Source organism: Blautia sp. AM23-13AC (genome assembly GCF_003435675.1).
GTDB classification, from domain to species: domain Bacteria; phylum Bacillota; class Clostridia; order Lachnospirales; family Lachnospiraceae; genus Fusicatenibacter; species Fusicatenibacter saccharivorans.
Genome location: NZ_QTUL01000020.1, coordinates 19,628 through 34,223 on the forward strand (window position 1 = coordinate 19,628; position 14,596 = coordinate 34,223).

Genomic DNA, 14,596 nt, shown 5'->3' on the forward strand with positions numbered 1-14,596 from the left:
TGAAATGCAGAAAAAGCAAGGGAAATCCCCTTGATTTTTTGTTCTATGGTTGCTATAATAGGCGTGAGTGTGGGGCGGAGGATAAACTTCGGCCCTTTTATAGCTAACTATAAACGGAATCAACAAGATAAAGAGGTTAAATCAATGACAAGAATAGACATTATTTCAGGTTTCCTGGGCGCAGGAAAAACAACCCTGATCAAAAAACTCCTCGGAGACGCGCTGAAAGGCCAGCAGGTTGTCCTGATCGAGAACGAATTCGGTGAAATCGGAATCGACGGAGGCTTCTTAAAAGATGCCGGTATCGAAATCCGTGAAATGAACTCCGGCTGCATCTGCTGCTCTCTTGTGGGAGACTTCGGCGCAGCATTAAAAGACGTTATCACCAAATATCACCCGGACCGCATCATCATCGAGCCGTCCGGCGTAGGTAAACTCTCCGACGTCATCAAAGCGGTAGACGGCGTAGAAAAAGAAGCAGGCGTAGCCCTGAATTCCGCAACAACCGTAGTCGACGTTATGAAATGCAAAATGTATCTCAGAAACTTCGGCGAATTCTTCGAGAATCAGGTAAAGAGCGCAGGAACCATCATCCTGAGCCGTACCGATAAAGCCGATACCGAAAAAGTAGAGGCAGCTGTAAAAATGCTCCGCGAACTGAATCCGGAAGCACACATTATTACCACACCGGTTGAAGTACTGGGTGGTAAGAAAGTACTCGATACGATGGAAGGTGCCATCATCAACCTTGCGCAGGTAGAAGAGGAAGAGCATCATCACCATCATCATGACCACGACGAGTGCTGCTGCGGCCATGACCACGATGAGGAGCATGAGCACCATCATCACGATCATGATGAGGACGAACATGAACATCATCACCACGACCATGACGGCGAGTGCTGCTGCGGCCACGATCACGACGAGGAGCATGAGCATCATCACCACGACCATGATGACGAGTGCTGTTGCGGCCATGATCACGACCATGAGCATCATCATCACCACGATGACGAGTGCGGATGCGGTCATGATCATCATCACCATCATCACGCAGACGAAGTTTTCACAAGCTGGGGTCAGGAGACTGTGAAGACCTTCACCAAAGAGCAGATCGAAGGCATCTTAAAGAAACTTTCCGAGGATACCGCTTATGGTATGGTTCTTCGTGCCAAAGGTATGGTAGCAGGCGCCGATGGACAGTGGATCTATTTCGATATGGTTCCGGAAGAGTACGAAGTACGTGACGGAGCACCGGAATTCACCGGAAGAATCTGTGTCATCGGTTCCAAATTAGCAGAAGATAAGCTGGCAGAGCTGTTCGGACTGTAAAAATACAAAGTAGCTGCGAAAATTACGGTCCGCAGGGTACCTGTGAACTGTAGTGAAGCTGCCGCATCAGAAACAAAATCCGATGTGGCAGCTTTTTTCTTGATTTAGAGACAAAGCAAAAGGTACGCCCGGAATCTTAGCCGCAAAAGCAAGTGCAGAAAGATTCCGGGAGTACGTCAAAGACAACGGAGGTACAAAATGTACGAAGAAGACGAAGTAGAAATTCCGATTTATCTCATAACAGGATTTCTGGAGAGTGGAAAAACCTCTTTTATCAATTTTACCGTAGCACAGGACTATTTCCAGATCGACGGACCGACCCTTCTGATCACAACCGAAGAAGGTGAAGTAGAGTACGACGAAAAAGAACTGCTCAAACACAATACAGTACTGGAAATCGTAGAAGGACCGGAGCAGTTTACTTTAGATTACCTGAAAAAACTGAACCGTAAATATCGCCCGGAGCGTATTATTCTGGAATACAATCCGCTCTGGAGTGTAAAAAAACTGGAAGAAATGGAGCTGCCGCGCGGCTGGGGCATTGTACAGGAGATTGTGACGGTCGATGCAAGCTGCTTCCAGATTTATATGCAGAATATGAAATCTGTTTTCATGGAGATGGCAAAAAATGCGGATATGGTTATGTTCAACCGCTGTCGTCCGGAAGATCCGCTTCCGGCATTCCGCCGCAGCATCAAAGTAGTCAATCAGGCATGCGACGTTCTGTTTGAGAATGAAGAAGGCGAAATTGACAACATTTTTGAGGATCAGATGCCGTTTGATACCGATGCCGATGTGATCGAGATTGATGACGCCGATTACGGAATCTGGTATGTCGATATGGGCGACAACCCGGAGCGTTACGAGGGCAAGACTGTTCATTTCCGCGGTATGGTATTAAAGAGCAAGGATGTCGGAGCCGATTTCTTTGTTCCGGGTCGTATGGCAATGACCTGCTGTGCAGATGATACTTCTTTTATCGGCTATGTCTGCAAATGCGCAAGCGCCAAATCTCTCGTAATGGGTTCCTGGGTTGACGTGACTGCAACGGTAAAATGGGGCTATATGAAGGTTTACGACGGCGAAGGCCCGGTTCTGTATGCAAAAGAAATCAAACCGGCCAAAAAGCCGGAGAGCGAGCTGGTATACTTTAACTAAACATTGCCGAAGCATTTCAGCGAATAAAAGAGCAGGAAAAAGGCTGCTCTTTTGTTCGTGTTCTTTCTTTATGACAGATGGAAAAACAATATATCATTTTTCGGTGCGGCGAAGCAGCTATTCGGTTATGCGCAAGTAGCGAAGTGGATGGAGAATATCCGTTTTGACCGTGACGTGAACAAAAACTGCGCCGGAAAATGGTCTGATGACAGGAGAATTTATGTATATTATAGTAGGTCTGGGAAATCCAACGCGCCAGTACGAAGGGACGAAGCACAATGTCGGATTTGATACCATCGATTATCTGATCGATGAATATCAGATCCCTTCCTCCGGTACAGGCCACAAGGCTCTGTTCGGAAAAGGCATGATCGCAGGTCAGAAGGTTATCGTTGCAAAGCCGATGACATATATGAACCTGAGCGGTGAGTCCGTGCGGGAGCTGGTGAACTATTACAAAGTGGATCCGGAGAGCGAGCTGATCGTGGTTTACGATGATATCAGCCTGGCGCCGGGACAGATCCGTATCCGCAAAAAAGGAAGCGCGGGCGGCCACAATGGCATCAAAAACATCATCGCTAATCTTGGCACCGACCATTTTATGCGTGTGAAGGTCGGCGTCGGTGAGAAACCGAAAAACTGGGATCTGGCGGACTACGTGTTAAGTCCGTTTACGAAAGACGAACGTCCCCTTGTAAATCTGGCGATCGAGCATGCGGCAAAAGCAATCGAGCAGATGCTGAACGGGGATGTGGACGCAGCCATGAACGAGTATAACCGCAAATCTGCAAACCCGGCAGAGTAAGGAAAATGAAAGCGTTATTAGAACCGATCAAAGAAATTGCCCGTTTTGACGAGCTGTTCCGTGATCTGAAAAAAGGAACCGCAGGTGTGACGGTGATCTCGGGCTGTCTGGAAAGCCAGAAAGCCCATATGATCGCAGGTCTCTCCGAGGATGCCCCGGTGCGGCTTCTGATCGCGGAAAATGAATTAAAAGCAAAAGAATTATATGAGGATTACCGGCTGTACGATGCGGAGACGCTGTATTATCCGGCGAAGGACCTGATTTTCTATCAGGCAGACATTCACGGAAATCTGCTGATCCGGCAGCGGCTTCAGGTGATCCAGGCACTTCTTGAGCGGAAGGAAGTTACCATCATCACCAGTGTAGGGGGATGTATGGACTTTCTTCTGCCACTTGACGTGTTCGAAAAACATTGCATCCATCTGCGCAATGACAGCGAACTCGATCTGGATAAAATAAGAAAAGAGCTGGTGCGGCTCGGCTATGAGAGTACCTTTCAGGTGGAGTCGACCGGCCAGTTTTCCGTGCGCGGCGGCATTCTCGATATTTATCCGCTGACGGAACAAAATCCGATCCGGATTGAGCTCTGGGGCGATGAGATAGATTCCATCCGAAGCTTCGATGCGGAGAGCCAGCGGTCGATTGAAAACCTCGAGGAAATCACAATCTATCCGGCATCGGAGCTGATTTTAACAGAGGACACGATTGCGCGCGGCGTAAAAGCTATAAAAAAAGAGGCGAAAGCGCAGAGCACAAAATTCCGCGACAAGATGATGACAGAGGAAGCGGCAAGGATCCGCCATGCGGCAGAGGAAATCTGCGATCAGATCGGCGAGGGCGAAATTCTGCAGGGAGCGGAGCAGTATCTTCATTATTTTTATCCGGAGACCGTCTCGTTTCTTGAGTATCTGCCGGAGAACAGCCGCATTTTCCTCGATGAGCCGAACCGCATCATCGAGTGTGCCGATGCGCTGGAAGCAGAATTTCAGGAGAGCGTGAGCCACCGTCTCAAAAAGGGATACCTCCTGCCGGGACAGGCGAAGCTGATGTGCAGTACGGCGGAGCTTGTGGCAAAACTGAACCGCTGCGGCTGTGTTGCCGTGTCGCTGATGGAGCCGCAGAAGGGCGAGTGGAATATCCGTGACGAGTTCAGTGTGACGGTGAAATCGGTTAATTCGTATAACAATCAGTTCCCGCTTCTGGTAAAAGATCTGAAATCCTGGAAAAAAGCGGGTTACCGTATTGTACTGGCGAGTCCGTCGCGGACGAGGGCGCAGCATCTGGCGGAGGACCTGCAGAATGAGGAGATTCCGGCCTTCTACAGCGAGAATGAGGAGCGTGTTCTGAAACCGGGCGAGGTCATGCTGATCCACGGCGCGGCCCGCAGAGGCTTTGAATATCCGATGCAGAAATTTGTGCTGATCACAGAGACGGATATTTTTGGAAAAGAGAAGAAGAAAAACCGGAAGAAATCGGAGTATTCCGGTCAGAAAATCCAGAATTTTGCGGATCTTTCGATCGGTGACTATGTCGTGCACGAGAGCCACGGTCTTGGTATTTACCGCGGCATCGAGAAAATTGAGATGGACCGCGTAACGCGTGATTATATGAAAATCGAGTATGCGGGCGGATCGAACCTCTATGTGCTGGCCACCCAGCTCGATACGCTGCAGAAGTATGCGTCCGGCGAAGCTGCAAAGGTGCCGAAGCTGAATAAAATCGGCGGTCAGGAATGGAATAAGACGAAAACACGGGTTCGCCATGCGGTAAAAAACATCGCACAGGATCTCGTGAAGCTGTATGCCGAGCGGCAGGCGTCATCCGGCTATCAGTTCGGAAAGGATACGATCTGGCAGAAGGAATTTGAGGAACTGTTTCCGTTTGAGGAGACGGACGATCAGCTTGCGGCGATCGAGGCGACAAAGGCGGACATGGAGAGCAAAAAGATCATGGACCGCCTGATCTGCGGCGATGTCGGATACGGCAAAACCGAGGTTGCAATCCGTGCAGCGTTCAAGGCAGTACAGGAGAGCAAACAGGTCGTCTACCTCGTTCCGACCACCATTCTGGCACAGCAGCATTACAATACGTTCGTTGAGCGCATGAAGGACTTTCCGGTGCGCGTTGATCTTCTGTGCCGGTTCCGCACGCCGGCAGAGCAGAAAAAAACGCTGGAGGATCTGAAAAAAGGACTCGTGGATATTGTCATCGGAACACACCGCGTTCTGTCGAAGGACGTAAAGTTCAAAGATCTTGGCCTTCTGATTGTCGATGAGGAGCAGCGGTTTGGCGTGACGCATAAAGAAAAAATCAAACAGCTGCAAAAAAATGTGGATGTTCTGACACTGACGGCGACGCCGATTCCACGTACCATGCACATGAGCCTGATCGGCATCCGCGATATGAGTGTGCTCGAGGAAGCACCGCAGGATCGTCAGCCGATCCAGACCTTTGTCTGTGAATACAATGAAGAAATGGTCCGCGAGGCGATTAACCGTGAGCTGGCGCGGGGTGGGCAGGTTTACTATGTCTATAACCGTGTCCAGTCGATTGCGGATATGGCGAACACGATTCAGAAGCTCGTGCCGGATGCAAATGTAGGCTTTGCGCACGGACAGATGAAAGAGCGTGAGCTGGAAAAGATCATGTACGGCTTTATCAACGGAGAGATCGATGTGCTCGTGTCAACAACGATCATTGAGACAGGACTCGATATTTCGAATGTCAATACCATGATTATCCATGATTCCGACCAGATGGGACTGTCACAGCTCTATCAGCTCCGCGGCCGCGTCGGACGGTCGAACCGGACTTCCTACGCATTTCTGATGTACCGCAGAAACAAGATGTTGAAGGAAGTGGCGGAGAAGCGTCTCCATGCGATCCGTGAATTTACGGAGATGGGAAGCGGCTTTAAAATTGCGATGCGTGATCTTGAGATCCGCGGCGCTGGAAATCTGCTGGGCGCGGAGCAGTCAGGCCATATGGAGTCGGTAGGATACGATCTCTACTGTAAAATGCTCGCAGAGGCTGTCCAGGAGGCGAAGGGCATCGCACCGGCAGAGGCGTTCGAGACAACGATTGATCTGAATGTCAGTGCCTATATTCCGGATAGTTACATCAGCAACGAGGCTCTGAAGCTTGACACATACAAGCGAATTGCGGCGATTGAAAATAAGGAAGAGTATGAGGACATGACGGAGGAGCTGACCGACCGCTTCGGGGAACCGCCGAAAAATGTACAGAATCTTCTGGCTGTTGCAGAACTGAAAGCGCTGGCGCACTGTGCGTATGTGACGGAGCTGAAACAGATGGGCGATTCGGTACGAGTCACCTTACAGCAGCATGCAAAAATCGATGTGGCGCGGATTCCGGAGCTGCTGCAGAAATACCGAGACGAACTGAAATTCCAGATGGAGTCGCTGGCGTTTGTCTACACGCCGCGGCGGAGAAATTCAAAGGAAAAGATCGATCTGCTGGAGAAGAGCCATGCACTGGTGGAAGATCTGCTGCAGATCACACAGGAGTGAAATACTCGCATAACCACAAAATCGTGTGAAAAAGGCGTGAACAGGGAAGAAAAAAGTTGCCCTGTATCAACAAAAAGGGTATAATAGGAAAAGCGTTTATAAAAATCGATGCAGGACCGGAAATTCGAACGTGTAAAAAGAAAAACTCTTTTTGAGCATACATTTCGCCCTGCATGAGGAGGAAGTAATGAAAAATTTAAAAGCAAAAGCAGTCTGCGTTATGCTGAGTGCTTCGATGGCAGCGATGGGACTGACTGGCTGCGGTTCCGACAATGTGGACGGAACAAAAACGGCAATTACTGTAAATGACGAGTCGATTACACTCGGACAGGCAAATTTCATGCTGAGATATCAGCAGGCAACCATGTACAATTATTATTCCAAGATGTACTCGATGTACGGAATGCAGATGCCGTCTGAGATGTACGACAAGGAAGGCGACGATGGAAAGACTACCGGGGAAACGTTCAAGGAGCAGTCTCTTGATACGATCGAAAAAGAGCTTCTGATGCGGCAGCACGCAGAGGAATACGGAATTTCCCTGACAGACGAGGAAAAACAGCAGGCGAAAGAGGCTGCACAGGCATTCGCAGATAAGAACGGTGACGATGTGATGAAAAAGCTGCACGCAACCGTTGAGGACATCCAGGATGCACTGGAGCTGTATGTTATTCAAACCAAAATTTATGATCCGATCATCGCAGATGTAGATACCGAGGTATCCGATGAAGAGGCAAAGCAGACCTCCATCAGCTACATCACGGTATCCACAGCAGGAACCGAGAAGGATGACGATGGAAAAACGATTGATTTGACGGACGAGGAAAAAGCGGCAAAGAAAGAAATCGCACAGAGATTCCTGGATCTCTTAAAAGAGTCTGAGGATCCTGCAGCCGCATCGTTTACCGATCTGCGCAAGGAGCTGAACGATCAGTTAAATGCGGAGAATACCGCAGATTCCACCGATTCTGCCGACAGCTCCGATGAGAGCAGCTCTTCTTCCGATGCTTCCGACACAAGCGCATCCGACGCTTCAAGCGCGAGCACATCGAGCAGTTCCGCCAGCGATTCCTCCTCTGAGGTTTCTTATCTGACCTCTTCCGAGACATCCTTTGGAACCGGATCGGAGAAAGACGATGACGATACCTGTTCTCTTGGAGATAAAGTAGCGGAAGAAGCAGCAAAGCTGAAGGATGGCGAGTATTATGACGGTGTCATCGAAGGCGACGATGCATATTATGTGATCCGTGTAGATAAAGCATTCGACGAGGACAAAACCGAGTCCAGAAGACAGACTATCATTTCCAACCGCAAATCGGATAAGTACAACGATACATTGGATGGATGGGTAAAGGAGAGCGATATCAAGGTCGCATCCAACTGGAAAAAACTTGAAGTAACGGACGCAGATCTGTATACGATGACAGTTGACAGCGCTTCTACAGATTCCACAGATGGAACCACAACCGACAGCACAACAACGGACAGTACCGCAACGGACAGTACAACGTCTGACAGCACGACATCAGGCAGTACCGAAACGACATCGACAAGCAGCACAGGCACTGATTCGACGTCTTCAAGCACTGCAGAATAAAAGCATACGATACAGGACAAACGGCAGCCGGATCCGGGAGAGGGGTCCGGCTGCTGTTTGTGTCTGAAAATATTTTTGAACAAAAAAAAGAAAATAATAGGGAATTTGTAGAGTAAATTGACAATAGTAAGAAGTTCATTTAAAATGAAATTACAACCAGAGTGTATCTCGCAAATTGCGGAAATAATTTTTCAGACACGCTCTAATGTTCAGGCGAAAACGATGTACCAGGAAAGAAGGTGGAGAAATGAAGAAGGCAGTAATTTCCGTACTTGTCGGTACAGCAGTACTGGCTTTCGTTGCGTGTGGAAAAAATGCTGCAACGGAAAACAGTTCCGATTCGGGTGTTTCAACGGTATCGGCATCCTCGCAGGTGGAAAATGGACAGAAAGCAACCCGTGTGAACCAGGGAACAAATTTGTCTCCGGGGTCACCGAAGAATATCCCGTCCGGTGGGGGGAACAGCTCGGGCAGGACACATCATTCGGAGACGCATCATTCGGAGACACATCATTCAGACGCGCATCATGATTGAGAATGTCGTGGTTTGCTGAACATTCGGGAACAGAAACAGACGAAGGGGTATCCAAAACGGATACCTCTTTTTTTACTTGTCGGGAAAACAATACAATGCTATACTGAACATGAATTTGACGCGAAAAGCGCGGCAGGTTCAGAAAAAAACAGCCGGGATTTGTCAGTATACGCGGACATGTGCTGCAGGTAACTCGGGCAGAATGGAGAAAAGAAAATGACAAGAGAAGAATTTGAACAGCTTGCCGGAGCAGGTGTCATTTTATTGGATGGCGCAACCGGATCAAATCTGACAAAAGCGGGAATGCCAAAAGGAGTCAGTACAGAGCTTTGGGTTCTGGAGCACCCTGATATTCTGGCAAATTTACAGAAGGCTTACGTGGAGGCGGGAAGCCAGATTGTCTATGCGCCGACCTTTGGTGCAAACAGATTGAAATTAGCGGATTATGGAAGAGAAAACGAGGTGGAGGAGCTGAATGCACGCCTGGTGGACATCTCGAAAAAAGCGCTTGCCGGAACAGGTGCGCTGATTGCGGGAGATTTTTCTACGCCGGGAAAAATGCTGCAGCCAAAAGGCGATCTCTCTTATGAAGAGCTGCTGGAATCCTACACAGAGCAGGTAACAGCGGTAGCAAATGCGGGCGTTGATCTTCTGGTAGCGGAGACGATGCTGAGCGTAGATGAAACGTGTGTCTTTATGGATGCTGCACTTTCTGTCTGCGATCTGCCGATTATGTGTTCTCTGACGCTGGAAGCAGACGGTTCTGCCCTGTTCGGCGGAAACGCTGTGGAAGCAGTTGAGACACTGCAGGAAATGGGAGCATCCGCCGTAGGACTGAACTGCTCGGTCGGACCGGATCAGCTTGAGGCAGTCGTAAATTCCATGAAAAAAGTGGCAAGAGTACCGGTTATTGTAAAACCGAATGCCGGCCTGCCGAAAATCACGCCGACCGGTGAGGCAATCTACAGCATGGATGCGCCGACGTTTGCAAGATATATGAACATTCTGGTAGACGCGGGTGCAGGCATTGTCGGCGGCTGCTGCGGAACAACACCGGAGTATATTCGTCTGGTGAAAGAAATGCTGGATGCGAGAAAGTAAATCAAAGATTACAATTCGCAGGAAACTGTGAGATGTAATGAATTCCCCTGTTGCGGACAAAATCTGTACGGGGGAATTTTTTTTGCGTTACCAGAAACTTCGTTGAATTTTCCGATAAAGTAAAAAGCCCTCCGGGCAGGATTCTTTCTTACAGAGAGCAAGACAAAACAGGTTTCAACGATCTGGTCTGATGGACAGCCCGGGTAGAGAAAAAAGATAGGAAGTCTGGAAAAAAGACATGGAATTGTGGAGAAAAGTCTGGTAGAATACGTGTCGTGTGGAAAACCTTCCGTACAGAAAGGATGATGAAGGATGTATCAGAATTATATTTTTGATTTATATGGAACTCTGGTAGATATACATACGAATGAAAAGAAAGCGTATCTCTGGAAAAAAATGAGCCTGTTCTTCGGCATGAAAGGGGCCGCCTATGAGCCGAAAGAACTCCGGATGGCGTATGAGACAAAAATCAAAGAGCAGGAAGCTGCGCTTAAAATGGAATGCCGCGGCAGCCATGTACCGGAAATCGACATTGCGGATGTGTTCCGGCAGCTGTTTGAGGATCAAGCTGTTTCGGTAACGGAAAAAGAAATTGCAGATCTGGCGAAAATGTTCCGTGCGATTTCGATAGAAGAACTGAAACTGTTTCCCGGCGTGCTGGAAATGCTGCAGCGTTTAAAAGACGCAGGAAAGAAGGTTTTTCTGCTGTCCAACGCACAGGCGCTTTTCACCGCGCCGGAAATTTCCCTGCTCGGCCTTACGAAATACTTTGACGGAATTCTGCTCTCATCGGATGCCGGTGTGAAAAAACCGGATCCGGCGTTTTATGAGATGCTGCTGAAGCAGTATCACCTCGATCCGGCAGAATGCCTGATGACAGGAAATGACGACATCGCTGACTGCCACGGTGCAGCCTCTGCCGGAATCGCAAGCTGTTACGTGGCAACGCGCCAGTCACCGAAAATCAATGGTCCGCTGCCGGAAAACTGTGAGAAGATCGCGGCGATTGCAGAGTTGTTCTGATTAAAGAGCATTCAGCAGCACTCCTGAAAAAATAATGCGAAAAAAGGGGCTGTCGCACTACGTTCATTTTCTTAGTGCAACAGCCCCTTTTGCTTATGTCAGGAAAGGAATCCTTCAGCTTTTCCGCATTCCTTTATCCCATCGGAATTTCCGATAGCAGGCATAAATCAGAACACTGCATACCAGCCATCCCGCCGGATAACCAAGTGCAATCGGAATGATGGAATCAAATATATGAGACATCACAAACAGGTAAATCTGGCGGAACACGACGAAGCTTCCGAGCATTACGATCATTGGTGTTCTGGTGTCTCCTGCGCCACGCAGGACGTTAGAATAAACCTGGTTGACGCAGCAGAGAATGTAGAACGGGGAGAGGAGATACAGGAACAGGGTTCCGTAACGAATCACAGCTGCCTCCTGGTTAAACAGATAGACCATTTGCGGAGCGAAAATCAGCAGAGGAATCATCATCACAATGGTTACAAGCTCAGCAAGCAGGAATGCGGTTGTAGCACCCTTCTTTGCACGGTCAATGTAGCTGGCACCGACGTTCTGTCCGGTGAAGGTGGTCGAAGCAAGACCAACACTCATCATCGGCAGCATCATAAACTGGTCGATTTTCATGCAGGCACTCCAGCCTGCCATAACATCCGAGCCGAATACATTGATATAGGACTGCACGAAAACGTTGGAAACGGAAGTCACCATCTGCTGGATCGCTGCTGGCAGTCCGACGCAGACGATGCGGTACAGCAAAGACCAGTCCATGCAGAGCTTTTTCCAACAGATGCGGTATGGGCCGTCTGTTGTGGTCAGCACATACAGCGTCAGAACCGCCGAAAGGCACTGTGCAATAACGGTTGCAAGCGCCACACCCTCGATTCCCATGCCGAAGGAAACGACAAACAAAAGATCGAGCACGGTATTGATAACAGCGGAAAAAATCAGGAAATACAGCGGATGGCGGGAATCGCCGACAGCGCGGAGAACGCCGGAGCCCATGTTGTAGAACATCAGACCGGCAACACCGCCAAAGTAAATTTTAAGATACGTTGCTGACTCGCGGATGACGTCGTTCGGCGTACTCATCATGCGGAGCATGTACGGTGTAATGAAGATGCCGAGAATAGTAAAGACAATAGAGAGAAAAAATGTCATCACCAGTGTCGTGCTGACGGTGCGGCTGACCTTTTCATCCGCCTTTGCGCCATAATACTGAGAGATAATGACACCGGCACCGGTGGAAAGTCCCATGAAAAAGCCGATCAGAGAATTGATGATTGGACCGACGGAGCCGACGGCGGCGAGTGCTTCCTTGCCGACAAAGTTGCCGACAACGATGCTGTCAACGGTGTTGTAAAGCTGCTGGAAGAGATTTCCGGCCATCAGCGGAAGCGAGAAGAGAAGAAGCTGTTTCCAGATAGAGCCCTGGGTCATATCGCGGGCTTTGCTCTTTTGTACTGTTTTCGTCATAGTAGTCCCCTTTTTTACGTTGATTTTACCTTCTTTTTTATTGTAGCACTTTGAAGTTGTGATGGAAATATCAGTTTTTGACGCGATTTTCGGACTTTATTGATATAAACAGCCGAAAATAAAAGTGAAAAGAATTGTTTCTGAAAAAATTGTCTGGTATAATAAGGAGCAGATGCGTAAATGCAAAAACAACAGATGCTTCAAAGACCGGTGCAAAAACGGAAAGATCAGGGGGATTTTGCGGTGGTTTTTTGGAAACTGCGCGTCACAGAACAGGATAGAAAGAAGGTAACTGAAATATGGGAGATTATTTTGTATGCAGTAAAACAGATCCGGTAGTAGAGACAAAGGCGGGAAAGGTACGCGGCTTCCGCCTGAATACGACATACGCGTTTCATGGAATCCATTACGCCGAGGCGGATCGTTTCCAGATGCCACAGCCGGTGAAACCGTGGAAAGGAATCAAAAATGCGCTGGCGTACGGCTATGTATGTCCGCTTTTAAAGCAGGATGAGCCGAACATGGAGGTGCTGGTACCGCATCGTTACTGGCCGCAGGACGAGCATTGCCAGAACCTGAATGTCTGGACACAGAGTCTTGATCCGGGTGCGAAAAAGCCGGTCATGGTATGGCTCCACGGCGGCGGCTTCAGCGCCGGCTCTGCGATTGAGCATGTGGCATATGAGGGGGATCACTTAAGCGAGTTCGGTGATGTCGTTGTTGTTTCCGTGAACCATCGGCTGAATATCCTCGGTTATCTCGATCTCTCGCCGTTTGGCGAAAAATACAAAAATTCTGCGAATGCAGGAAACGCAGATATGGTAGCTGCATTGCAGTGGGTACATGACAATATCGCGGCATTCGGCGGAGACCCGGAGAATGTTACGATTTTCGGTCAGTCCGGCGGCGGTATGAAGGTGGCAACGCTGATGAATACGCCGGCAGCAGACGGCCTGTTCCAGAAGGGTATCATCGAGAGCGGTGTTTATGAGGCAAAGGTTTATCAGAAAGAGGACGGAGACGGCACCGCGATTGTGAAGGCTCTGTTAAAAGAACTGAATCTGGACGAATCCGAGGTGGAGAAGCTTGAGACGATCCCGTATTATGAGCTGTCAAATGCGTACAATAAAGTTGAGGCAGAGGTTGCTGCGAAAGGCTGCTATATCGGACAGGGACCGATGGAGAACGGCTGGTTCCGCGGAAATCCGATCAAGTGCGGATTTACGGATCACGCCAAAACGATTCCTGTGCTGGCAGGAACCAACATCGGTGAGTTTGATTTTGGACCGGTTGTGCCGGGAAAACATGAGATGAACCGTGAGGAACAGATTGCGTTCCTGACGAGAAAATATGGTGATGCAACGCCGGAACTGATTTCTCTTTTTGAAAAAGCATATCCGGACAAAACAATTGCCGACCTGTGGTCTGTGGATACGTTCTTCCGTCCGGCAACGATCGAATTCATTCGTCAGAAATCGGAGTTTACAGAAGCGCCGACCTATTCCTATCAGTTTACCTATGAATTCCCGATCGATGGCGGAAAAGCCGCATGGCATTGTGCCGAGATTCCGTTCGTATTCCATAACATCGACCGCATCGCCGTATGCAATGTCCCGGGCGAAACAGACCGTCTGCAGGAGCGTATGGCCACCGCCTGGATCAACTTTGCCCGCTACGGAAGTCCGGAAACCCCATCCCTCCCGAACTGGCCGGCATGCACCCCAGGGGATGAAGCAACCATGATTTTCGACAGAACCTGTGAAATCCGCCGCAACTTCGATCACGAGCTGGTGAAAAAATTGGTGGAAACCGAGTATAACCCGATGACACCGGTTGTGGAAGACGAGGAAGAGGACGCGTTCTTTATTCATTAATTAATTGACTCATAGCAATCACAGAAAAAACAGCCAGAATGTTTTGCCTCAGTTAAAAACATTCTGGCATTTTTCAACTTATGCTAGATTGAAAACTGCGCGTCGCATTCTTGTTACTTCAGCCTGCAAATAAAAAGTCAATACTAAAATTGAAGAAAGTTAAAA

General features: G+C 49.0%; 10 protein-coding genes. 9 read left to right on the plus strand and 1 reads right to left on the minus strand.

Annotation, left to right across the window (positions count from 1 at the left end; translation table 11 throughout):
- The first annotated feature begins 144 nt into the window (after positions 1-144).
- The 8 genes from DW642_RS15165 to DW642_RS15200 all read left to right on the plus strand — a co-directional run bounded on the left by DW642_RS15165 (position 145) and on the right by DW642_RS15200 (position 11,081).
- Positions 145-1,332, plus strand: coding sequence for a GTP-binding protein (locus DW642_RS15165; RefSeq protein WP_055225755.1), 1,188 nt, complete (start codon positions 145-147; stop codon positions 1,330-1,332).
- 198 nt (positions 1,333-1,530) lie between these two features.
- Positions 1,531-2,490 (plus strand): TIGR03943 family putative permease subunit, encoded by a 960-nt coding sequence (locus DW642_RS15170; protein ID WP_055225753.1) that lies wholly within the window; start codon positions 1,531-1,533, stop codon positions 2,488-2,490.
- Between the two features lie 220 nt (positions 2,491-2,710).
- Positions 2,711-3,295, plus strand: a complete 585-nt coding sequence (gene pth / locus DW642_RS15175; protein ID WP_022462621.1) for an aminoacyl-tRNA hydrolase — start codon at positions 2,711-2,713, stop codon at positions 3,293-3,295.
- A gap of 5 nt (positions 3,296-3,300) precedes the next feature.
- A complete protein-coding gene (mfd, locus tag DW642_RS15180; RefSeq protein WP_055225749.1) occupies positions 3,301-6,825 on the plus strand; it encodes a transcription-repair coupling factor in 3,525 nt (1,174 codons plus the stop codon).
- 187 nt (positions 6,826-7,012) lie between these two features.
- Positions 7,013-8,422, plus strand: a complete 1,410-nt coding sequence (locus DW642_RS15185) for a SurA N-terminal domain-containing protein (protein WP_117510891.1) — start codon at positions 7,013-7,015, stop codon at positions 8,420-8,422.
- 247 nt (positions 8,423-8,669) lie between these two features.
- Positions 8,670-8,957: a hypothetical protein gene (locus tag DW642_RS15190; RefSeq protein WP_055220917.1), complete on the plus strand. Its 288-nt coding sequence runs from the start codon at positions 8,670-8,672 to the stop codon at positions 8,955-8,957.
- A gap of 216 nt (positions 8,958-9,173) precedes the next feature.
- A complete protein-coding gene (locus DW642_RS15195; RefSeq protein WP_117510893.1) occupies positions 9,174-10,058 on the plus strand; it encodes a homocysteine S-methyltransferase family protein in 885 nt (294 codons plus the stop codon).
- Positions 10,059-10,370: 312 nt separating this feature from the next.
- A complete protein-coding gene (locus DW642_RS15200) occupies positions 10,371-11,081 on the plus strand; it encodes an HAD family hydrolase (protein ID WP_117510895.1) in 711 nt (236 codons plus the stop codon).
- Positions 11,082-11,195: 114 nt separating this feature from the next.
- Here DW642_RS15200 and DW642_RS15205 read toward each other — a convergent pair whose 3' ends face one another.
- Positions 11,196-12,557, minus strand: coding sequence for an MATE family efflux transporter (locus DW642_RS15205; protein WP_117510897.1), 1,362 nt, complete (start codon positions 12,555-12,557; stop codon positions 11,196-11,198).
- Between the two features lie 299 nt (positions 12,558-12,856).
- On the opposite strand from DW642_RS15205, the gene DW642_RS15210 reads away from it, so the two are divergent.
- Positions 12,857-14,431, plus strand: a complete 1,575-nt coding sequence (locus tag DW642_RS15210) for a carboxylesterase/lipase family protein (RefSeq protein WP_117510899.1) — start codon at positions 12,857-12,859, stop codon at positions 14,429-14,431.
- The last annotated feature ends 165 nt before the right edge of the window (positions 14,432-14,596 follow it).

Coding starts and splice junctions, on each gene's coding strand:
- DW642_RS15165 (WP_055225755.1), top strand. CDS start 145: ATGACAAGAATAGACATTATTTCAGGTTTCCTGGGCGCAGGAAAAACA.
- DW642_RS15170 (WP_055225753.1), top strand. CDS start 1,531: ATGTACGAAGAAGACGAAGTAGAAATTCCGATTTATCTCATAACAGGA.
- pth (WP_022462621.1), top strand. CDS start 2,711: ATGTATATTATAGTAGGTCTGGGAAATCCAACGCGCCAGTACGAAGGG.
- mfd (WP_055225749.1), top strand. CDS start 3,301: ATGAAAGCGTTATTAGAACCGATCAAAGAAATTGCCCGTTTTGACGAG.
- DW642_RS15185 (WP_117510891.1), top strand. CDS start 7,013: ATGAAAAATTTAAAAGCAAAAGCAGTCTGCGTTATGCTGAGTGCTTCG.
- DW642_RS15190 (WP_055220917.1), top strand. CDS start 8,670: ATGAAGAAGGCAGTAATTTCCGTACTTGTCGGTACAGCAGTACTGGCT.
- DW642_RS15195 (WP_117510893.1), top strand. CDS start 9,174: ATGACAAGAGAAGAATTTGAACAGCTTGCCGGAGCAGGTGTCATTTTA.
- DW642_RS15200 (WP_117510895.1), top strand. CDS start 10,371: ATGTATCAGAATTATATTTTTGATTTATATGGAACTCTGGTAGATATA.
- DW642_RS15205 (WP_117510897.1), bottom strand. CDS start 12,557: ATGACGAAAACAGTACAAAAGAGCAAAGCCCGCGATATGACCCAGGGC.
- DW642_RS15210 (WP_117510899.1), top strand. CDS start 12,857: ATGGGAGATTATTTTGTATGCAGTAAAACAGATCCGGTAGTAGAGACA.